The 22,290-nt window shown below is 76.3% G+C and carries 9 protein-coding genes; 8 read left to right on the forward strand and 1 reads right to left on the reverse strand.

What is annotated here, in order from left to right; all coding sequences use genetic code 11:
* Nucleotides 1-164: 164 nt before the first annotated feature.
* The gene (locus NDAS_RS05130) at nt 165-1,811 is read right to left on the reverse strand and encodes a (2,3-dihydroxybenzoyl)adenylate synthase (protein ID WP_013152078.1); all 1,647 of its coding nucleotides are present in this window, start codon (nt 1,809-1,811) and stop codon (nt 165-167) included.
* Between the two features lie 136 nt (nt 1,812-1,947).
* Between NDAS_RS05130 and NDAS_RS05135 the strand changes: the two genes are divergently transcribed.
* The 8 genes from NDAS_RS05135 to NDAS_RS05170 all read left to right on the forward strand — a co-directional run bounded on the left by NDAS_RS05135 (nt 1,948) and on the right by NDAS_RS05170 (nt 22,194).
* Nucleotides 1,948-8,847, forward strand: a complete 6,900-nt coding sequence (locus NDAS_RS05135) for a non-ribosomal peptide synthetase (RefSeq protein ID WP_232051642.1) — start codon at nt 1,948-1,950, stop codon at nt 8,845-8,847.
* 208 nt (nt 8,848-9,055) lie between these two features.
* The gene (locus tag NDAS_RS05140; RefSeq protein ID WP_013152080.1) at nt 9,056-14,593 is read left to right on the forward strand and encodes a non-ribosomal peptide synthetase; all 5,538 of its coding nucleotides are present in this window, start codon (nt 9,056-9,058) and stop codon (nt 14,591-14,593) included.
* The gene (locus NDAS_RS05145; RefSeq protein ID WP_013152081.1) at nt 14,590-15,723 is read left to right on the forward strand and encodes a saccharopine dehydrogenase NADP-binding domain-containing protein; all 1,134 of its coding nucleotides are present in this window, start codon (nt 14,590-14,592) and stop codon (nt 15,721-15,723) included. Before NDAS_RS05140 ends, NDAS_RS05145 begins: the two co-directional genes overlap by 4 nt.
* Complete coding sequence (locus tag NDAS_RS05150; RefSeq protein WP_013152082.1) at nt 15,720-16,856, forward strand: Gfo/Idh/MocA family oxidoreductase; 1,137 nt, start codon at nt 15,720-15,722, stop codon at nt 16,854-16,856. Before NDAS_RS05145 ends, NDAS_RS05150 begins: the two co-directional genes overlap by 4 nt.
* 199 nt (nt 16,857-17,055) lie before the next feature.
* Nucleotides 17,056-17,841 (forward strand): thioesterase II family protein, encoded by a 786-nt coding sequence (locus NDAS_RS05155; RefSeq protein WP_026338511.1) that lies wholly within the window; start codon nt 17,056-17,058, stop codon nt 17,839-17,841.
* An 89-nt stretch (nt 17,842-17,930) separates the two neighbouring features.
* Nucleotides 17,931-18,602 carry a class I SAM-dependent methyltransferase gene (locus tag NDAS_RS05160; protein WP_013152084.1) on the forward strand — a complete coding sequence of 224 codons (672 nt, stop codon included), beginning with the start codon at nt 17,931-17,933 and terminating at the stop codon, nt 18,600-18,602.
* The gene (locus tag NDAS_RS05165; RefSeq protein WP_013152085.1) at nt 18,599-20,458 is read left to right on the forward strand and encodes an ABC transporter ATP-binding protein; all 1,860 of its coding nucleotides are present in this window, start codon (nt 18,599-18,601) and stop codon (nt 20,456-20,458) included. Before NDAS_RS05160 ends, NDAS_RS05165 begins: the two co-directional genes overlap by 4 nt.
* On the forward strand, nt 20,455-22,194 hold the full coding sequence (locus tag NDAS_RS05170; RefSeq protein ID WP_013152086.1) for an ABC transporter ATP-binding protein: 1,740 nt from the start codon (nt 20,455-20,457) through the stop codon (nt 22,192-22,194). The genes NDAS_RS05165 and NDAS_RS05170 overlap by 4 nt, the downstream gene beginning before the upstream one ends.
* The last annotated feature ends 96 nt before the right edge of the window (nt 22,195-22,290 follow it).

Raw genomic sequence — 22,290 nt, forward strand, 5'->3', positions numbered from 1 at the left:
GGATCACCGTGTGGGAGCGGCCCGGTCGTCACACCATCGAGCCCACCGGGCGCCACCGGGCCCACCAGCACGACTGGCGTCACCAGGCCCACCGGCATCGCCTGGTCTTCCGGCACCACCGGTCCGACGGCCCCCGGGCCTCCTACGTCTCCCGAGCCCGCAGGCTAGGAAACCGCCAACTCCCGCCTCAGCCGCGCCTTGTCCACCTTGCCCACCCCGGTGAGGGGGAGACCGGCCACCGCGCGCACCTCGTCGGGAACCTTGAAGGCGGCCGCGCCGCGCTCCAGCATCACGCCGCGCACCTCCTCCCGGGTCGGGCACCGCCCGTCGGCCACCAGCAGGGCGACCGAGCGCTCGCCCAGGACGGGATCGGCCACGCCGACCACCGCCGCCGCCCGCACGCCGGGCAGGGCCAGCAGGTACTCCTCCACCTCGGTCGCGGCGATCTTCTCGCCGGCCCGGTTGACCTGGTCCTTCACCCGGCCCACGACCACCAGGTCGCCGCCCTCGCTCCGGGTCACCAGGTCCCCGGTGCGGTAGAACCCGTCCGGGGTGAAGCGCAGCGCGTCCAGTTCGCGCGCCCGGTAGTAGCCGCGCAGGGTGTAGGGGCCGCGGGTGAGCAGTTCCCCGGGGGTGCCCGGGGGCACCGGGTCTCCGGCCTCGTCCACCACCGCGACCTCGTCGGCGGGCGAGAGGGGGCGGCCCTGGGTCGTGCACACGAGGTCGTCGGGGTCGTCCAGACCGGTGTAGTTGTTGAGGCCCTCGGCCATGCCGAACACCTGCTGGAGGCGGCAGCCCAGGGCGGGGCCCACGCGCCGGGCGGTCGTGTCGTCCAGGCGCGACCCCCCGACCTGGAGGACGCGCAGGGAGGACAGGTCGTGCCCGGTGCGGCCGGCCTCGTCCAGCCAGGAGGGCACCAGCGCGGGCACGAGCGAGGTGATGGTCACCCCCTCGCGCTCGATGAGCGCGAAGGCCGTGGTCGGGCTGGGGTCGGGGCTCAGGACGACCGTGCCGCCGACCGCGAGGGTGCCCACGATCCCGGGGGAGACCATGGTGAAGTTGTGCGCGACGGGCAGGACGGCCAGGTAGACCGCGTCCTCGCCCACTCCGCAGGCCTCGGCCGACGCCCGGGCGTTGTACCCGTAGTCGGCGTGGGTGCGCGGGATGAGTTTGGGGGTGCCCGTGGTGCCTCCGGACAGCAGGAGCAGGGCCAGGTCCTCGGCGCCGACCTCGGGGGTGCGCCCGTGCCGCCCGCTCTCCCCGGCGTCGCCGCCGCGGGGGAGGGGATCCGCCTCCGCGAGGGCGTCCCACCGCACCCCGCCGGTGTCCCCGGGGTCGCCGACGACGACCAGAGCGCGCACCGACGGCACGTCCCGCGCGATCCGGGCCGCGGCCGCCCTGGGGTCGCTGCGGCCCCTGCCCTGCGCGACGACGACGGCGCACGCCCGCGCCGTGCGCACGAGCGACTCCACCTCGGCGGCGCCCAGGGTCGGCAGGGCCAGGACCGGCACGGCCCCGATCCGCAGCAGGGCGAAGAGCGTGACGACGTACTCGCGCCGGTTGGGCAGCTGGAGCAGGACGCGTTCCCCCGGTTCCACCCCGAGCGAGGCCAGCCCCGCGGCCAGCCGGTCAACGCGCCCGTCCAGTCCGGCGTAGGTGAGCCGGTCCGCGCCCGACACGAGCGCGGTGCGCTCCCCGTGGCGGTCGGCCCGCTCGCGTAGCAGGCCGTCCAGCTTCCGGTCGTCCCAGAAGCCGCGTTCGCGGTACTCCCTCGCCTGCTCCCTCGGCCAGCGCAGCCAGTCCTGGGGCATGTGATCCCTCCCGTATTTCAGCGGGCCCGGGTCGACCGGGCGGTCGCGGCAGTGCTATACATAGGCACATCGGCAATGAAAACGGTTTTCATTATTGCTGATCGTGTCGAACCCGAACACAGAGGGGCAGAACACCGTGTCAGACCACGCCGGGGCGGGAACCGGAGCCGGAGCCGTGCGCGAGCAGGTGGCGGAGGTGCTCGGGACCCGGGGGTTCGCCGACACCGACGACCTCTTCGAGCACGGGCTGGACTCGTTGGGCCTGATCCGCCTGGTGGGCGCCTGGCGGGAGGACGGGTTCGACGTCACCTTCGAGGACCTGTCCGCCAACCCGACGGCGGCCGCCTGGAGCGCCCTGCTGCGGGGTTCGGCGGCCACGGAGCGCCCCGCGCCGCAGGAACCCGTGCGGCCGGTGGAGGAGGGGGAGCGCTTCCCCCTGGCGACCATGCAGCACGCCTACTGGATCGGCCGCCAGGACGGCCAGCCGCTGGGCGGGGTCGCGGCGCACTTCTACACCGAGTTCGACGGCCACGGCGTGGACCCCGAACGCCTCGCCTCGGCCCTGCGGGCCGTGGTGGAGCGCCACCCGATGCTGCGTGTGAGGTTCGACGACGACGGCCACCAGCGCGTGCTTCCCGCGGCCACCGTCCTCGCCGCGTCCGGAGCGGTTGACGCGCCTGCCGGGTCTGGTGCTCCTGCCGAGCTGGGTGAGTCCGTTGTGGCCAGTGCGCCTGTGGGGACCACCGCGTCTGTCGCGCCTGTCGTACCCGTGCCGTCTGCTGAGTCTGGTGCGCCTGTCGAGTCCGATGGGCCCGTTGTGACCAGTGCTCCTGTGGGGACCGCATCCGACGCGCCTGGCGCGTCCATGCCCTCTGCTGAGCCTGGTGGGTCCGCTGGGACCAGCGCGTTCGTGCAGGGCGTCCCCGCCGTGACGGTCCACGACCTGACCGGCCTGGACCCCGAGGAGGCCGACCGGGTCCTCGCGCGGATCCGGGACACCTCCACCCACCGCCGCATGGACGTCGCCGCCGGACAGGTCCTGGACGTGGCCCTCTCCCTGCTGCCGGGCGGTGCCACCCGCCTGCACGTGGACCTGGACATGATCGTGGCCGACGCCCTCAGCCTGCGCGTCCTGCTGGAGGACCTGCGCACCGCCTACCGGGGCGACGACCTTCCGCCCCTGGAGTACGGCTTCGCCCGCTACCTCGCCGAACGCGCCTCCCGCGACCCCCGGCCGCGCGAGCGCGCCCGCTCCTGGTGGCACGAACGCCTGCGCGAGATCCCCCCGCCGCCCGAACTGCCCGTCCTCCCGGGCGCCGCGCTCCCCGCCGTGCCCGGAACCGACGCCACCCGCTCCACCCGCCTGCACCACCGGCTCACCCCCGAGCGCACCCGGCTGTTCGAGCGGCGGGCCCGCGCCGCGGGCGTCACCCCCGCGGCCGCGCTGGCCGCCGCCTTCGCCGAGGTGCTGGGCGCCTGGAGCGCGGCCCCGAGGTTCTCGCTCAACCTGCCCCTGTTCGACCGCGCGCCCCTGCACCCCGACGTCGGCCGGGTCGTCGGCGACTTCAGCAGCTCGGTGCTCCTGGGCGTGGACACCGCCGACCCCGCTCCCTTCGCCGAGCGGGCGCGCAGGGTTCAGTCCGACCTGCACGGGGCGATCGACCACGGCGCCTACGGGGGAGTGGAGGTCCTGCGCGACCTGGCCCGCCTCGACGGCGGCAACCCGGTCCTCGCCCCGGTCGTCTACACCAGCGCCATCGGCCTGGGCCCCCTGTTCACCGATCCCGTGCAGGAGTCCTTCGGCCGCCCCTCCTGGATCATCTCCCAGGGCCCCCAGGTCCTGCTCGACGCCCAGGTCACCGAACTCGACGGCGGGCTCCTGCTCAACTGGGACCTGCGCGAGCGCGCCTTCGCCCCCGGAACCATGGAGGCCGCCTTCGCCTGCTACCGCGCGCTCGTCGAGGACCTCACCGACGACCCCGCGGCCTGGAGCCGCCCCTTCCGTCCGGAACCCTCCCCGGACCGGGCCCGGGCGCGTGCCGCGCACACCCCCGACGCGGCGCCGCCCGGCCCCCGCCCGCTGCACGGGCGCTTCTTCGACCACGCCCGCACCGCCCCCGGCGACACCGCCCTGGTCCTGACCGACGGCGCGCCCCTGACCTACGGGGAACTGGCCGACCGGGCGCTGCGCGTGGCCGGAGCGGTGGCCGGGGCCGTGCCCGCGGGCGCGACCGTGGCCCTGGACCTGCCCCGGGGCGCCGACCAGGTCGCCGCCGTCCTGGGCGTGCTCGCCGCGGGCTGCGCCTACCTCCCCCTGGGCCGCGACCAGCCCGCCGCCCGCCGCGCGCGCGTCCTGGCCCAGGGCATGCCCGACCTGCTGATCTGCGACGACCCCGCACCGGCGGTCCTCGCCGATCCCGCCGCGCCCGCCTCCGGCCCCGGGACGGCCGCCCCCGGCCACCTCCCGGTTCTCACCCCCGAACAGACGCGGCAGGCCCCGCCGGGAACCCCGCGCGAGGTCGCGCCGGACGCGCTGGCCTACGTGCTCTTCACCTCCGGCTCCACCGGAACGCCCAAGGGGGTGGAGGTCGAGCACCGGGCCGCCGCGCACACGATCGACGTGCTCAACGCCGTCCTGGACACCGGCACCGGCGACCGCACGCTCGCGCTCGCCGACTACGGCTTCGACATGTCGGTCTTCGACCTGTTCGCGCCGCTGTCGGCGGGCGGCGCCGCGGTCCTGGCCGACCCCGGGGCACGGCGCGAGGCCGAACGCTGGGCCCGGGCCGCCTCGGACGCGTCGGTGACCGTCCTCAACTGCGTACCGGCCCTGCTGGACATGCTGCTGTCGGCGGTCGAGTCCGGCATGGCGCCGATGCCGCCCCTGCGCGCGGTCCTGCTCGGCGGCGACCGCGTCGCCCCCGGCCTGCGCGAACGGCTGCGCGCCCTCGCCCCCGAGTGCCGGTTCCTCGCCCTGGGCGGAATGACCGAGGCCGCCGTCCACTCCACCCTGCTGGAGGTGGACCGGGCCGATCCCGCCTGGGCCTGCGTACCCTGGGGCCGCCCGCTGCCCGGCGTGCTGTGCCGCGTGGTCGACGCCCAGGGACGCGACCGGCCCGACCTGGTCGCCGGTGAGCTGTGGGTGGGCGGCGCGGGCCTGGCCCGCGGCTACCGGGGCGCCCCCGACGCCACCGCGGACCGCTTCGTCACCTCCGGCGGACGGCGCTGGTACCGCACCGGCGACCTGGCCCGCTACGCCCCCGACGGAACCCTGGAGTTCCTGGGCCGGGCCGACCACCAGGTCAAGGTGAACGGCGTGCGCGTGGAGACCGGCGAGGTGGAGGCGGCGCTGGCCGCGCACCCGGAGGTGTCCCAGGCGGTCGCGGTCGCGCTCACCGAGCCCGCGCCCCGCCTGGCCGCGGTCGTCGTTCCCCGCGAGTCCGAGGAGGCCGCCGCCCTGGCCGGGGCCGCGGCGGAGCACGCCCGCACCCTTCTACCGTCCGCCATGCTCCCCGACCCCGTGCTGGTCCTCGACCGGATCCCGCTGACCCCCAACGGCAAACCCGACCGGGCCGCCGTCGCCCGCCTCCTGCGCGAGCACCTGGCCGGAGCCCCGCGCACCGGCGAGCCCCCCGTGGGCGAGACCGAGAGCCGCGTCGCCCGCGTCTGGGCCGACCTGCTGGGCTCCGGCCCGGTCAGCCGGACCGACTCCTTCTTCGCGCTCGGCGGCGACTCCCTGCTGGCCACCCGCGTGGTGGCCGCCCTGCGCGGGCTCGGCCACGCCGGAGCGGGCGTCTCGGACCTGTTCGCCCACCCCGTCCTGGCCGACTTCGCCGCCCGCCTCCCGGCCCGAGGCGAGGCCGTCGGCGGCCAGCGCGTCGTCCACGACCCCGCCTCACGCCACGAACCCTTCCCGCCCACCGGCGTCCAGCGCGCCTACCTCACCGGGCGCAGCCCCGACTTCGCCCTCGGCGGCGTCGGCACCTACCACTACACCGAGTTCGACGGCGCCGACGTGGACCTGCGCCGCCTGGAGCACGCCCTGGACCGCCTCGTCACCCGGCACGACATGCTCCGGGCCGTCTTCGACGCGGACGGCGACCAGCGGGTCCTGCCCTCCGTGCCGCCCGTGCGCGTCCCCGTGACCGAGGCCGACCCCGACGACCCCGACACCGCGCTCGCCGAGCTGCGCGAGGCCATGTCCCACCAGGTCCTGGACCCCGAGCGCTGGCCCCTGTTCGACGTGCGGGCCGTGCGCTACACGCGCGACGGGGCCGAACGCGTCCGCCTCGGCGTCGGCCTGGACTACCTGGTCCTGGACGCGCTCAGCATCATGACCCTCTACACCGAGCTGGACCGCCTCTACCGCGAGCCCGACGCCGTCCTGGACCCCGTCGAGGTGACCTTCCGCGACTACCTCACCCAGGTGCGGCCGGACCCCGAGCGCGAGCGGCGCGACCGCGACTACTGGCGCGAGCGCGTCGAGGACCTGCCCGCCGCCCCCGCCCTGCCGCTGCGCACCGACCCCGCCGACGTCGACCGGCCCCGGTTCACCCGCAGGGCCGACCGGCTCGACCCCAAGGAGTGGAACGCCCTCACCGGCCTGGCCCGCGCCGCGGGCGTCACCCCCGCCACCCTGCTGCTGGCCTGCTACGGCGAGGTCCTCGGCAGGTGGAGCGGGCAGACCGAACTCAGCCTCACCCTCACCCTGTTCAACCGCCACGACCTGCACCCCCACATCGGCCGCGTGCTCGGCGACTTCACCTCCCTGTCGCTGACCTCCTACCACCGCGCGCCCGGCCAGGACCCCGCCGGGGCGGCCCGCGACCTCCAGCGGCGCCTGGGCCGGGACCTGGACCACCGGGAGGTGCCCGCCGAGGAGGTGCTGCGCGAGCTGGCGCGGCGCACCGGCACCGCCCAGCCCGGGATCCCCGTGGTGTTCACCAGCTCCCTGGGTGTGGGTGAGGGGGTGTCCATGGACCTGTCCCCGGACTTCCCGCGCCGGGTGTGGGGCCTGTCCCAGTCGCCCCAGGTGTACCTGGACAACCAGGTCCTGGAGAGCGGCGGCGGGCTGGAGGTGTACTGGGACGCGGTGGAGGAGCTGTTCCGCCCCGGGGTCCTGGACGCCATGTTCGCGGCCTACCTGGAACTGCTGCGCGCGCTCGCCCGCGACGGCGAACAGGGCTGGGAGCAGGCCTGCGCCCGGATGCTGCCCGCCGACCAGCGCGTGGTGCGCGCCTCGGTCAACGCCCCCTCCGGGACCGTCCGGAAGGCCCTGCTGCACGACGCCTTCTTCGACGGCGCGGCCGCACGCGCCGACGCCCCCGCCCTGGTCACGGACCGGGCCGTGACCACCCACGGCCAGCTGGCGGACCGGTCCCTGCGCGTCGCCGCCGGACTGGTCGAACGCGGCGTGCGGCCCGGCGACGCGGTCGCGGTGTGCCTGCCCAAGGGCCCCGACCAGGTCTGCGCGGTCCTGGGCGTCCTGGCGGCCGGAGCCCTCTACGTTCCGGTCGGCGCGGGCCAGCCCCCGCTGCGGCGCGAGCGCATCCACCGCGCGGCCCGGACCGTGCTGGCCGTCGGCGACGGCACCGGCGCGCCCCGGTCCGCCGACGTGGCAGAACTCCTCCAGACCCCGCCCCTGGACGCGCCCGTGCCGCGCGACCCCGGCGAGGCCGCCTACACGATCTTCACCTCCGGTTCCACCGGGGAGCCCAAGGGCGTGGAGGTCTCCCACGCCGCCGCGCTCACCACGGTCGCCGAGATCAACGACCGTTACCGGGTCGGCCCCGGCGACCGGGTCCTGGCCCTGTCCGCGCTCGACTTCGACCTGTCGGTCTACGACGTGTTCGGCCTGCTCGGCGCGGGCGGCGCGCTCGTCCCGCCCGAGGAGGACGAGCGCCGCGACCCCGAGCGCTGGCGCGCGCTGTGCGCCGAGCACGGCGTCACCGTCTGGAACACCGTCCCCGCCCTGCTCGACATGCTGCTCCTGGCCTCGCGGGACAGGGGGCTGCCCTCCTCGCTGCGGCTGGCCCTGGTCTCCGGGGACTGGGTGGGCGGCGACCTGGCGCCGCGCCTGCGCGAGGCGAGCGGCGCACGCGTCCACCTGGTGGCCCTGGGCGGCGCCACGGAGGCGGCCATCTGGTCCAACGCCTTCGACGGCGGCCACGTCCCGCCGGGGTGGCCCTCGGTGCCCTACGGAACGCCGCTGCGCGACCAGCGCTACCGGGTGGTGGACCCCCACGGGCTGGACTGCCCGGACTGGGTGGCGGGGGAGCTGTGGATCGGCGGGGCCGGGGTCGCCCTCGGCTACCGCGGCGATCCCGAGCGCACGGCCGCCCGGTTCGTCACCGCCGGGGGAGAGCGCTGGTACCGCACCGGCGACCAGGGCCGCTACCGCCCGGGCGCGCTCCTGGAGTTCCTCGGCCGCGCCGACCGTCAGGTCAAGGTGGGCGGCCACCGGCTCGAACTCGGTGAGGTCGAGGCGGCTCTGGAGGACCACCCCGGCGTGCGCCGGGCCGCGGCGCTGACGGTGGGGGAGCGCACCTCCCGCAGGGTGGTCGCCTTCGTCACCGAGGACGGCGAGGGGATCGGGGCCGGGGACGGTTCCGGCGTCGTGGCCGACGGCCTGGCCCGCCACCTCGCCGCCCGGCTGCCCGCGCACGCCGTTCCCGGCAGCGTGCGGACGGTCGGGGAGATGCCCCTGACCGCCAACGGCAAGGTCGACCTCCGGGCACTGGAGGAGCTGGCCGCCGCCGAGGCCGGTCCGGGCGGCGCCCCGCTCGCGGACGGGGTGGAGGAGCACATCGCCCGCGTCTGGGGCGAGCTGACCGGCGCCGCCGTCGAGGACCGCGACGCGAACTTCTTCGCCCTGGGCGGCACGAGCCTGCTGGCCATCCGCATGATCACCGTTCTGCGGCGCGAACTCAGCGACGAGCTGTCCACCCGGGCCTTCCTGGCCGCGCCCACGCTCGCGGCGCTCGCCGACCAGGTCCGCGCGACCAGGGCGGAGGACGTCCAGGACGGGGTGATCTGACCTCGCAGCACCCGTCCCGTCAGCCACTCCCGTGCCGTCCGGTGCTCCGGGCATCGCCCTGAGACGCCCCACACGAACCGTCCGCCTCCGCGCTCACCACCCGTACCGACCGCCATCCCCGCCCCCCCGTGTAACGCCCCCCGCGCCATCCCCACCGTTCCCAGCCGGGTCCGCCCCGCGCGGACCGACCCGACGAGGAGAGCCCACCTTGCCGACCCCCGCCTCCGACGCCTCCACAGCCTCCGCCGTCTCCGCAGCACCCGAGGCCCTGCACTCCCTGCTCGACGAACTGCGCGCCGCGGGCGTCCACCTGTGGGCCGACGACGGCCGCATCCGCTTCCGCGGCCCCACCGGAGCCCTCACCGACGAGCACCGCGCCATCCTGCGCGAGCACCGCGACAGCGTCGTGGCCCTGCTGGAGGCCGAGGCCGCCCCCTCCCTCACCCCCGACCCCGACGCGCGCCACGACCCCTTCCCCCTGACCGACGTCCAGGGCGCCTACCTCGTCGGTCGCGGCCCGGCCTACGACTACGGCGGCGTGGCCTGCCACGCCTACGCGGAGCTGGAGTTCGACGACCTCGACCCCGACCGCCTGCGCACCGCCTGGAACGCGCTGGTGCGCCGACACGACATGCTGCGCTCCGTGGTCTCCCCCGAGGGCCACCAGCGGGTGCTGCCCGAGGCGCCGGGGGAGTCGCTGACCGTCACCGAGGTCGGCGGAGGAGACACCGCCGCCCACGCCGCCCGGGCCCGCGAGCGCCTGCGCGACCTCGTCCCCGACGCCTCCTCCTGGCCGCTGGTGCGCCTGCACCTCACCCGCGGCGACGACCGCGCCCACCTGCACCTGTCCGTGGACCTGCTCGCCGCCGACTACACCAGCGTCCGGCTGCTCCTGGACGAACTCGCCGCCCTCTACGCCGACCCCGAGCACCCCCTGCCGCCGCTGGGGGCGACCTTCCGCGACTACGTGCTCGCCCACCGGGCGCTGCGCGAGGGCGCCCGCTACCACCGCGACCGCGCCTACTGGACCGAGCGCGCCGACGACCTGCCGCCCGCCCCCGAGCTGCCCCTGGTCGAGCACTCGACCGACGCCTCCGCCCGCTTCACCCGTCTGGCCGCCGTCCTGCCGCCGGAGCAGTGGCGGGCCCTGCGCTCCCGGGCCGCCGACCGCGGCCTGACCCCCGCGGGCGTGGCCCTGGCCGCCTACGCCGAGGTGCTGGCCCTGTGGTCGCGCCGCCCCGACTTCACCCTCAACCTGCCCGTGTCCCAGCGCCTGCCGCTGCACCCGGACGTGGACCGCGTGGTCGGCGACTTCACCTCGCTGACCCTGCTCGCCGTGCGCGCCGACGACGGCGCCACCTTCACCGAGCGCGCCCGCACCCGCCAGGGCCGCCTCATCGAGGACGTCGACCACTGCCTGTACTCGGGCAACGAGCTGCTGGCCGAACTCTCGCGCCGCCGCGACGAGCCCGCCGTGCTCATGCCCGTCGTCTTCACCGGCGCGATCGGCGCCGAGGAGGAGGACGGCGACGACTCCTGGGCCGCCCGGGAGGTGCACGGCCTGTCCCAGACCCCGCAGGTGTGGGTGGACTGCCAGGTGTCCCTGGCCGGGGGCGCCCTGGCCGTGCGCTGGGACGTGCGCGAGGGAGTCCTGCCCGACGGCCTGGCCGCCGACGCCTTCGCGGCCTACACCGACCTGCTGCGCCGCCTGGCCCTGTCCGACGAGCCCTGGGACGAGGCCGCACCGGCCGCCGTCCCCGCCCACCAGCTCCTCGCCCGCGCCGAGGCCAACGCCACCGAGGGCCCCCTGCCCGACGCCCTGCTGTACGAGGACGCCCTGGCCGCCGCGCTGCGCGACCCCGGGGCTCCCGCCGTCGTCCACCCCGACGCGTCCCTGACCCACGGCCAGCTGTGGGCGCGGATCACCGCCGTGGCCGACGAGCTGCGCGCCCGCGGCTGCGGCCCGGGCGACCGCGCGGCCGTGGTCATGGACAAGGGCGTGGAACAGGTGGTCGCCGCCCACGCCGTCCTGCTGACCGGCGCCGCCTACGTCCCGGTCGACACCACCCAGCCCGCCGCGCGCCGCCGCGCCATCCTGCGCGACGCCGGGGTGCGCCACGTCCTCACCCAGTCCTGGCTGGCCGAGATCGGCGACTGGGAGCAGGACGTCGAACCCGTCGAGGTGGACGCGGTCCCCGCCGCCGACGCGGTTCCCGCTGCCTGGACGCCCGACGCGCTCCCGCCCCCCGTGGACCCCGACGCCCTCGCCTACGTCATCTACACCTCCGGCTCCACCGGAACCCCCAAGGGCGTCATGGTCAGCCACCGCGCGGCCCTCAACACGATCGCCGACGTCAACCGCCGCTTCTCCGTCGGCTCCGGCGACCGGGTCCTCGGCCTGGCCGCCCTCGGCTTCGACCTGTCCGTCTACGACCTGTTCGGCCCCCTCGGCGCGGGCGGGGCCATCGTGCTCCCCCACGCGGACCGGCGCGGTGACCCCTCGCACTGGGCGGAGCTGGCCCGCGAGCACGGGGTGACCCTGTGGAACTCCGTGCCCGCCCAGATGGGCATGCTCGCCGACTACCTCTCCACCGCGCCCGCGCAGGCGCCGACCACCCTGCGCGTGGCCCTGCTCTCGGGCGACTGGATCCCGCTCACCCTGGCCGACCGCGTCCGCGCCCACCTGCCCGGCACCGCCCTGTACAGCTTCGGCGGCGCCACCGAGGGTTCCATCTGGTCCATCCACCACCCCATCGGTGAGGCCGACCCGTCCTGGCCCAGCGTCCCCTACGGCCGCCCCCTGACCAACCAGACCTTCCACGTCCTGGACGGACGCATGGGCGACCGCCCCGACTGGGTCGCGGGCGAACTCCACATCGGCGGAGCGGGCGTGGCCACCGGCTACCTGGGCGACGAGGCCCGCACCGCTCAGCGCTTCGTCACCCACCCGCGCACCGGGGAGCGCCTGTACCGCACCGGCGACCTGGGCCGCTACCGGCCCGGCGGCGACATCGAGTTCCTGGGCCGCGAGGACGACCAGGTCAAGATCCGCGGACACCGGGTGGAGCTGGCCGAGATCGAGGCCGCCCTCACCGCCCACCCCGCCGTGGCCTCCGCCGCCGTCCTGGCCGTGGGCGGGCGCGAGGACCGGCGCCTGGCCGCCTTCGCCGAGACCGCCCGCCGCCCGTCCGACGCGCCCGCCGGAACCGGACCCGGGTCCGCCGCCCTGGCCGCCGCGTCCGCCGTCGGCGAGGCCACCGCGAACCTGGACCGCGACGACCTGGCCGCCTTCCTCGACGCGATGCGCGCCACCGCGCTGGGCGCCATCACCCGCACCCTGACCGGCGCCGGACTGTTCTCCGACACCGGCCACACCACGGAGGAGGTCATCGAGCGCCTGGGCACCGACCGGCGCCACCACCGGCTCGTGCGCCGCTGGCTGCGCGCCCTGGCCGACGCCGGACGCCTGACCCGCGACGGCGACCGGTGGAGCGGACTGCGCCACGTGGACGAGGACGGGCAGCGCGCCGCCTGGGAGCGCCTGGCCGACCTGGAGCGGCGGGTGGACTACGGGACCGAGGTCCTGGAGTACATGCGGGCCTGCTCGGGCCGCCTCCCCGAACTGCTGCGCGGCGACCTCGACGTGCGCACCCTCCTCTTCCCCGGCGCCGCGCTCGACACCGCGGGCGCCGCCTACCGCGACAACCTGGCCGTGCGCCACCTCAACGCGGCGGCCGCCGCGGCCCTGGCCGACGCCGCCGCCAGCCGGACGGCCGACGGGCCGCTGCGGGTCCTGGAGATCGGCGCGGGCGTCGGCGGCACCACCGAGGCCGTCGTCACCGCCCTGGCGGGCCGCCCGGCCGAGTACCGCTTCACCGACGTCTCCCCGTTCTTCGTCAACGAGGCCAGGGAGCGGTTCGCCGACTTCCCCTGGGTGTCCTTCGGCCTGTTCGACCTCAACCGCGAGGCCGGGGCCCAGGGCTACGCGCCCAACTCCTTCGACGCGGTCGTGGCCGCCAACGTCCTGCACAACGCCGTGGACGCCGACGCCGCCCTGGCCCGCGTCACCGAACTCCTCGCCCCCGGCGGCCACCTGGTGTTCCTGGAGACCACCGCCGAACACGACCCGGCGCTGCTGGTGTCCATGGAGTTCCTCGACGGGCTCGACGGAGGCCACCGCGACGCCCGCGCCGAGCACGACCAGACCTTCCTCACCCGCGACCAGTGGGAGAGCGCCCTGGAGCGGGCCGGGGCGACGGAGCCCCTGGCCCTGCCCGAGGCGGACGACCGCCTCTCAGAGACCGGGCAGACCCTCTACCTGGCCCGGGTGAAGACCGACCGGACGCCGGTCACCGCCGACGAACTGGTCCGCCACACCGCCACCCGCCTGCCCGAGTACATGGTGCCCGCGCACTGGCGGCTGCTGGACGCGCTGCCGCTCACCGCCAACGGCAAGGTCGACCGGGCCGCGCTCCTGCGCGCCCTGCCCGGGGACGACGCCCCCGGAACCGCCGACACCGCCACCGGCGAGCCCGCCGACGACCTCGAACGCGCCCTGTGCGGGCTGTGGGCCGAGCTGCTGGAGCGCGGCGCGGTCGGCCGCGACGACGACTTCTTCGCGCTGGGCGGCGACTCCCTGCTGGTCGCCCGCATGGTCGGCAGGCTCAGCGAGGTCCTGCCCGACACCGGAGCCGACATCGAGTGGGAGGTGGTCCTGCGCCACATGCTGCGCCGTCCCACCGTCGCCGGGCTGGCCGCCTACCTGCGCGACCTGTCCGGGCAGGTCCGCGCCTCCGCCGAGGGCAAGCCCGACCCCTACGTGCCCCTCAACGGGCCGGGCGGGGGCGCGGTCACCGCCCTGGTCCACGCCGGGACCGGAACCCTCATCCCCTACCGCTCCCTCATCACCGAGATCCGGCGGCGCTCGCGCGGCCAGGCCACCCTGGTCGGACTGGAGCTGCCCGACGTCCCCGCCTTCCTGGACGCCGACCCCGCCGCGGTGATCAAGCGCTGGGCCGCCGACTACGCCAACGCCCTGCTCGAACGCGGCGGTGACCGCTTCCACGTCGTCGGCTACTGCCTGGGCGGTCTCGTCGCCACCGAGGTCGCGCGCACGCTCACCGACGCCGGGGCCGAGGTCGCCTCCCTGACCGCCATCAGCACGCACCGGCCGCCGTTCCGCCTGGACGACGAGCTGATCTCGGAGTACGCCTTCGCCGTCATGATGGGCATCGACCCGGTCTCGGTGGGCTTCCCCGCCGACGAGAACCGGGTGTCGGCCGCCTCCGACCAGCTGCTCGCTGCCACCCCCGGCCTGCTCCCGGACGGCGCCATCGGCCGCCTGACCGGCGAGTACGCCGACGTGGCCGAGCGCTTCCGCGAACTGGCGAAGGTGCCCCGCCAGACCAGGATCGAGCGGATGTGCGCCGCCGTGCCGCCCTCGGCCGGGACCTACACCCCCGAGGCGCTCAACGAGATGTTCGCGATCTTCCGCCAGAGCGTCTTCGCCATCTCCCGCTACGAGCCCGAGCCCTACGCCGGAGACGTCACCTTCCTGCGCCACGGCGGCGCCTACCCCTTCCCGGGCAACAAGGAGAGCGTCACCACCTACTGGGAGCGCCTGGTCCTGGGCGAACTGGACATCGTGGACGTGCCCGGCGACCACTTCAGCCTGCTGTCGGTGCCCTACGCCCCCGGCGTCCTCAAGCGCCTGGAGGACATCACCGGAGGGGACGTGGTCCGGTGAGCGGCGCGACCGACCGCGCGGTGGGCGTGGTGGGCGCCTCCGGGGCCGTGGGCCGGGCCGCAGCCCGCCGCCTGCGCGCCCTGGGCCACACCCGCCTGCTGCTCGGGGGGCGCCGCACCGCGCCCCTGGAGGAGCTGGCCGCCGAACTGGGCCCCGGCACCGCCGTCCGGGCGGTGGACGCCGACTCCCCGGAGTCGCTGCGGGCCTTCTGCTCCGGACTCGACGTGGTGCTCAACTGCGCCGGGCCCTCCTACCGCATCGCCGACGCCGTGGCGGTGCGGGCCCTGGACGCCGGAGCCGACTACGTGGACGTGACGGGCGACGGGCCCGCGCACGACCGCCTCAGCCGCACCCCCGCCGCACGGGACCACGCGATCGTCCTGTCGGCGGGGGTGCTCCCCGGCCTGTCCGCCCTGCTGCCGCGCTGGTTCGCCGCCCGGCACGGCCTGGAGCGGATGAGCGCCCACGCGGGCGGGCTGGAGAGGTGCACCGAGGCCGCCGCGGGCGACCTGCTGCTCTCCCTGCCCGGCGCCGACGACCCGACCGCCGTCTTCGGACGGCCCCTGGCCGCCTGGCGGGAGGGCCGGGTCGTGGAGAGGGCGCTGCGCGCCGCCGACGGCGTCCGGCCGCCCGGGTTCCCGGGCACCGCGTTCGTCCAGCCCTTCCTCACCGAGGAGGCCCGCCGCCTGGCCGCCGACCTGGGCCTGCGCGAACTGGAGTGGTACAACGTCCACCCCGGCGAGCGGGTCCGCGCCGTGCTGACCTCGGTCGCGGGGCGCCCGGTCGCCGACCCGGCCGCGGCGGCGGAGCGCCTGCGGCGCGCGGCCGGGGTGGACCTGGCCGGGCGCACGCCCTACTACCAGCTCGTGTACGCGCTCACCGCCCCCTCCGGGCGGCGCAGCGTGATGACCGCGCGCTTCTCCGACAGCTACCGCATGACCGGCCGCGTGGGCGCGCAGGCCGCCGACGCGGTGGCGCGCGGGCTGGTGCCCCGGGGCCTGCACCACGCCGCCGACGTCCTCGACCCCGAGGCCGCGGTCACCGCCCTGTTCGACGACCCCGAGGCCGCGAGCCTGCGGGTGGAGGACGCCGCGAGCGAGGACGCCGGGGTCGAGGAGGGCGCCCTGTGAGCCCGCGACCCCTGCGCGTGCTGCTGTGCGGCACCGGTTTCGGCCGCTTCTACGCCGACGCGCTGGCGCGCATGCCCGACACCTTCGAACTCGCCGGGATCCTCTCCCGGGGCGGCGAGTTCTCCCGCCGCTACGCCGAGCGGGCCGGGGTGCCCCTGTACACCGGCGTCGACCAGGTGCCCGGCAGCGTCGACGCGGCCTGCGTGGTCGTGGGCGCGGCGGTCTCCGGCGGGGCCGGGGGCGAGCTGGCCCGCGCCCTGCTGGCCAGAGGCGTGCACGTCCTCCAGGAGCACCCCGTCCACGAGGACGAACTCACCGCGGCCCTGCGCGCCGCCCGCGGCGGGGGAGCGGTCTACCACCTCAACCCCTTCTACCGGCACGTGGCGCCGATCCGGCGCTTCCTGGAGGCGGCCCGTGTCCTGCGCGAGCGGGGACCGGTGCTGTTCGCCGACGCCACCTCCGCCGTCCAGGTCCTGTACCCGCTGCTGGACGTGCTCGCGCGCGCCCTGGGCGGGCTGCGCCCCTGGGCGCTGACCGAACCGCTCGCGACGGACCCCGAGGTCGCCTCCCTGACCGCGCACGCCCAGCCCTACCGGGTGCTCCAGGGCAGCGTCGCGGGGGTCCCCCTGACCCTGCGGGTGCAGAACCAGATGGATCCCTCCGACGGGGACAACCACGCCCTGCTCTGGCACCGGCTGGCCCTGGGCACCGAACACGGGGTGCTCACCCTGGCCGACACCCACGGCCCCGTGCTCTGGCAGCCCCGGCTGTACGCGCCCCGCGACGCCCACGGCCGCCTGCGCTCCACCGGTCCGGACACCGGGCACCTGGCCGAACCGGCCACCACGGTGCTGGAGGGAACGGACGCGCCGCCCTACCGGGAGGTCTTCGACCGCCTGTGGCCCGAAGCGCTCACCCGTGCCCTGGCCGACTTCGCCGCCGACGTGCGCGCCGGGGCGAACCCGCTGGTGCGGGGGCAGTTCGACCTCGGTGTGTGCCGGATGTGGCACGAGACCACCGGCCGCCTGGGCCGGCCCGAGGTCATCCGCCCCGGTCCGCCCACGGCGCACCTGGGCGCCGCCGACCTGGGACCGGCTCCGCGCGACGGGGACGCCCGGGAGGCGGCGCCGTGACTCCCCGGGCCACGCCTCCCGTGCTCCCCGGGGCCCCGCGGACGGTCGGGGACGCAGCCCCTCCGCCGGGGACGAGGGCTTCGCCCCTCATCCCCGGGGACCCCGCCCCGTGGCACGAGTCCCCACCCGAGACCTCCGGGGGTCCTCCGACTCCGTGGACCTCCGGCAACGCGACCCCGTCAGAAAGGCCGACAACCCCATGACCCCCGCTCCCGCGCGCTCCTGGCTGCGCCGCTTCCGGCCCCGCCCCGGGGCCCGGACGCGCCTGGTGTGCCTGCCCCACGCGGGCGGCGGCGCCAACGCCTACCGCGCCTGGGCCGCGCTCCTGCCCTCCGGCGTCGACCTGGTGTGCGTGCAGTACCCCGGCCGCGAGGACCGCTTCGGCGAACCCCTCGTGGACGACATGGCCACCGTCGTCACGGCCGTCGCCGAGGAACTCACCCCCCTGCTCGACCGGCCCTACGCCCTGTTCGGCCACAGCATGGGCTCCGCCGTGGCCTACGAACTGGCCCGGACCCTGCGCGCGGCGGGCCTGCCCGAGCCGGACCGCCTCTTCGCCTCCGGGCGCCGGGCCCCGGCCGACGCCCCGCCCGGCCGCGTCCACCTCGCCGACGACGAGGCGATCGTCTCCGAGCTGGTCCGCCTGGGCGGGACCCGGCGCGAGGTCCTGGAGGAGCCCGGCCTGCGCGAGGCGGTCCTGGGCTACGTCCGCAACGACTACCGGCTCGTGGAGCGCTACACGCCCTTCCCCGGACCGCCGCTGAGCTGCCCGGTCAGCGTGTTCCTGGGCGACGACGACCCCGAGGTGGACGCGGACCTGGCCAGGCGCTGGTCGGCCACCACCAGCGGACGCGTGGACGTGCGCGTGTTCGCGGGCGACCACTTCTACCTCGGACCGGAGCGGGAGGCCGTCGTGTCCGAGGTCCTGCGCCGCCTGGACCCGGCGCTGGCCGCAGCACCCGGACCCTGGCCCAGCACCCCCTGACCACGCCGCAGAACCTGGAGGACACCATTCCCGCCATCGACTACTACTCACCGGGCGCCGAGTTCTTCGACCTCGTCGGCCACCGGCACATGGTCACCAGCACGCCCGCCCTGCGCGCGGCGCTGACCGGCCTGGACACCGCCCACGGACCCGTCGTCGACATCGGCGCGGGCACCGGACTGGTGACCGCCGCCATCGCCGAGATCCTGCCCTCGGCCAGGATCCACTCGGCCGAGCCCTCGCCGAACATGCGCGCGATCCTCACCAGCCGCGTCTTCGCCGACCCCGACCTGCGCCGACGCGTCACCGTGCTGCCCGAACCCGCCCAGGACCTGCCGCTGCCGGACTCTGTCTCGGCCGCGGTCGTCTTCGGCGTGGCCGGGCACATCCCCCGCGCCGAACGCCTGGTCCTGTGGCGGCGCCTGGCCGAACGGCTCCCTCCGGGCGGCCCCGTGGTCGTGGAGCTGATGGGGGTGGACACCCCCCGTTCCATCCCGTCCGTGCGCATGTGCCGGGAGACCGTGGGCGACCAGACCTACGAGTGGTGGATGTCCGGCGAGCCCGCCGGGCCCGGGACCATGCGCTGGCGCACCCAGTGGCGGGTCTTCCGCGGCGGCGACCTGGTGCGCACCGTCGACGACGAGTACGACTGGGAGACCTTCGGCGTCGAGCGCCTCGCCGAGGAGACCGGCATGTCCGTGCGGCGCCTGCCCCGGACCGGCCGCGAGGCCACCCCGGAGATCGGGGTGCTGGTCAGGTGAGCACCGCACAGGACACCTCCCCGCGCACACAGGCCGCGCCGGAGCCGGGGACCGGGCGCGCGCCCTCCCCGCTCGGCGTCCTCCTGGAGCCGATCCGGGGGCGCGTCCGCGCTGCCGTGGTCCTCCAGGGCCTGGCCAGCGCGCTCGGCCTCGTCCCCCTGATCTGCCTGGCCGAGGCCGCCGCCGCGCTGCTGGCCGACGGGCCGACCGACACCGCCCTGGTGTGGACGCTGGTCGCGGTCGCGCTGGCCGGAGCGGTCGCCGCCCTGGCCGCGGGCACCGCCTCCACCCTGGTCGGGCACCTGGCCGACAACGACATGCAGCTGTCCGTGCGGCGCGCCCTGGCCCGCCACCTGGGGCGGGTTCCGCTGGGCTGGTTCTCCGGCCGCGGCTCGGGCCGGGTCAAGAAGGCCCTGCACGACGACATCGAGGACGTCCACTCCCTGGTCGCCCACACCCTCCCCGACCTGGCCGCCGTCGTGGCGGTCCCCGTGGTCGCCCTGGCCTACCTCGCCTCCGTGGACTGGCGCCTGACCCTGGTCGCGGTGCTGCCGGTGGCCGCGGGAGTCCTGCTGTTCGCGCGGGCCATGGCCGGGTCCATGAAGAAGATGGCCGAGTACGCCGAGGCGATGGGCGCGGTCAACACCGCGGCCGTGGAGTTCGTGGACGGCATCCAGGTGGTCAAGCACTTCGGCGGCCACCGCAGGGCCCACGAGCGCTTCACCCGGGCCGCCGACGCCTTCGCGGACTTCTTCGTCTCCTGGTCGCGCGCCACCACCCCGGCCACGGTCGCCTCCTTCCTGGTGCTGTCGGCGCCCACGGTCACCGTCACCGTGGTGGCGGCGGGGGCGGGCTTCGCCGCCCTGGGCTGGAGCGAACCCGTCTCGGTGGTGGCCTTCGCCCTGCTGGCCCCTGCGCTGTGCGCGCCGATGAACGTGATCGGCTCGCGGGTGCAGCAGATCCAGACGGCGCGGGCCGCCGCCGGACGGGTCCGCGACCTGCTCGCCACCCCGCCCCTGCCCGAGGGCTCCGGCGGGGGACCGCGGGGCGCCCGCGTGGTCTTCGACGGGGTGCGCTTCGCCTACCCGGCCCAGGACGGCGCCGAGGGGAGCGGAGCGGGCGAGGAGGTCCTGCGCGGCGTGGACCTGGTCCTGGAACCGGGCACCGTGACCGCCCTGGTCGGCCCGTCCGGCGCGGGCAAGACCACCCTGGCCACCCTGCCCGCGCGCTTCGCCGACGTCACGGCGGGCGCGGTCACCGTGGGCGGGGCGGACGTGCGCGACATCCCCGCCGAGGAGCTGTACCGCACGGTCGGCTTCGTGTTCCAGGACGTGCGGCTGCTGCGGGAGACCGTGGCCGACAACATCGCCATGGGCCGCCCCGGGGCGACCCGTGAGGAGGTGGAGGAGGCCGCCCGCGCCGCCCGCGTCGCCGAACGGATCGAGGCGCTGCCGCGCGGCTACGACTCCGTGGTGGGCGAGGACGCCGACCTGTCCGGCGGTGAGGCCCAGCGGGTCTCCATCGCCCGCGCCCTGCTCGCCGACACCCCCGTGCTGGTGCTGGACGAGGCCACCGCCGCCGTGGACCCGGTGTCGGAGGCGGCCATCCAGGACGCCCTCGGCGAACTGGCCCGGGGCCGCACGGTCCTGGTGATCGCGCACCGGCTGAGCACCGTGGCCGGGGCCGACCTCATCGCGGTCATGGACGAGGGGAGCGTGGTGGAGCGCGGCACCCACGGCGAGCTGCTGGCGCGCGGCGGCCGGTACGCCGACCTGTGGCGCGCCCAGCACCCGGAGGCCGGTGACGGGGACGCCCATGACGGGGCCGCACGAGACGAACCGGGAGAAGACCAGTGATCCGCGCCTTCCTCAAGGCCCTGGGACCCGAGCAGGCCGGGCCCATGCGCGCGAGCCTCGCGCTCACCACCGTCGTCTCGGCCCTCCAGGGCGTGCTGTTCGCCCTCCTGGTGCCCGTGCTGTCCCACCTCCTGGGCCCCGACCCGGACCGGGCCTGGCCCTGGGCGGCCGTCCTGCTCGCCGCCACCGCCGTCTACGCTGTCCTGCGCGCGGGCAGCCTGTACCTCAACTTCCGCGTCGGCGGCGCGCTCTCGCGGGCCCTGCACCACCGGCTCGGCGACCACGTCGTCCGCCTGCCCCTGGGATGGTTCACCGGAGGCCGGGTCGGGGAGCTCAACCGCCTCGCCACCGACGGCGTCTCCCGGGCCACCAGCCTGCCCGTGCACCTGTACCCGCCCCTGGCCGACGCGGTGGTCACCCCCCTCGTCTCGGTCCTGGCCCTGTTCGTGTGGGACTGGCGGATCGCGCTCGCGGCCGCCGCCTGCCTCCCGCTGCTGTGGATGGTCTTCACCCTGTCCGGGGAGGCGGTCGGGCGCAACGACGCCGCACGCGACGCCGTCACCGACGAGGCCGCCGACCGGGTCCTGGAGTACGCCCGCGCCCAGCCCGTGCTGCGCGCCTTCGGCAGGACGGACAAGGGCGGCCAGCGCCTCGACGCGGCGCTGGAGGCCGAGCACGGCGCCGCCCGCCGCCTGCTGCTGCGCGCGGTCCCCGCCCTGCTCGGCTACTCCTTCGCGGTGCGCCTGGCCTTCGGCCTGCTCCTGGTCGCCACCGTGTTCCTCGCGCTCGGCGGCACCCTCGACGCTCCCCTGGCGGTCGCGCTGCTCGTGCTCGTGGCCAGGTTCGTCCACCCCCTGTCCGGCGCGGCCGACCAGGGGGCCGCCCTGAGGATGGCGACGAACGGGCTCGACCGGATCAACGCCGTCCTGGAGGCGCGCCCCCTCCCCGAACCGGACACGCCGGTGCCGCCCCGGGGCGCGGACGTGGAGTTCGACGACGTGTCCTTCTCCTACGCCCCGGACGGGCCCCGCGTCCTGGACGGGGTCTCCTTCCGGGCCGAACCCGGGACGCTCACCGCCCTGGTCGGGCCCTCGGGTTCGGGCAAGACCACGGTGGCCCGGCTGCTGGCGCGCTTCCACGACGTCGACGCGGGCAGCGTGCGCCTCGGCGGGGTGGACGTGCGCTCGGTCGGCAGCGAGGAGCTGTCCCGGCACGTGGCGATGGTCTTCCAGGACGTGTACCTGTTCGACGCGAGCATCGCCGAGAACGTGCTCCTGGCCGACCCCGCGGCCACGCGGGAGGACCTGGACCGGGTGGCCGCCGCCTCCGGCCTCGACGCGGTGGTGGCCGAGTTGCCGGACGGCTGGGACACCCGCGTCGGCGAGGGCGGCGCCTCGCTCTCGGGCGGGCAGAAGCAGCGGGTCTCCATCGCCCGCGCCCTGCTCAAGGACGCGCCGGTCGTCGTCCTGGACGAGGCCTCGGCCGCCCTGGACGCGGAGAACGAGGCGCTGCTGACCGCGACCGCCGTTTCCCTGGCGCGGGAGCGCACGGTGCTCGTCATCGCCCACCGGCCCGCCACCGTGGCCGCCGCGGACCGGGTGGTCTTCCTCGACGCCGGACGCGTCGCGGAGGCCGGAACCCCGGCCGAACTCCTCGCCGCGGGAGGGCGCCACGCCGAGTTCGCCCGTGCGCGCGAGCGGGCCCGGGGCTGGAGGCTGACCGCCGAACCCTCCTGACCCGGAGCGGCCGTCCGACCCGGACCGGTCCCGATCGCGTCCGCGCGCGGCGCCCCCACCGCCGCGCGCGGGCCCCACACGTCCCTTTCCGAACCA

The sequence above is a fragment of the Nocardiopsis dassonvillei subsp. dassonvillei DSM 43111 genome, assembly GCF_000092985.1.
Taxonomy (GTDB): Bacteria; Actinomycetota; Actinomycetes; order Streptosporangiales; family Streptosporangiaceae; genus Nocardiopsis; species Nocardiopsis dassonvillei.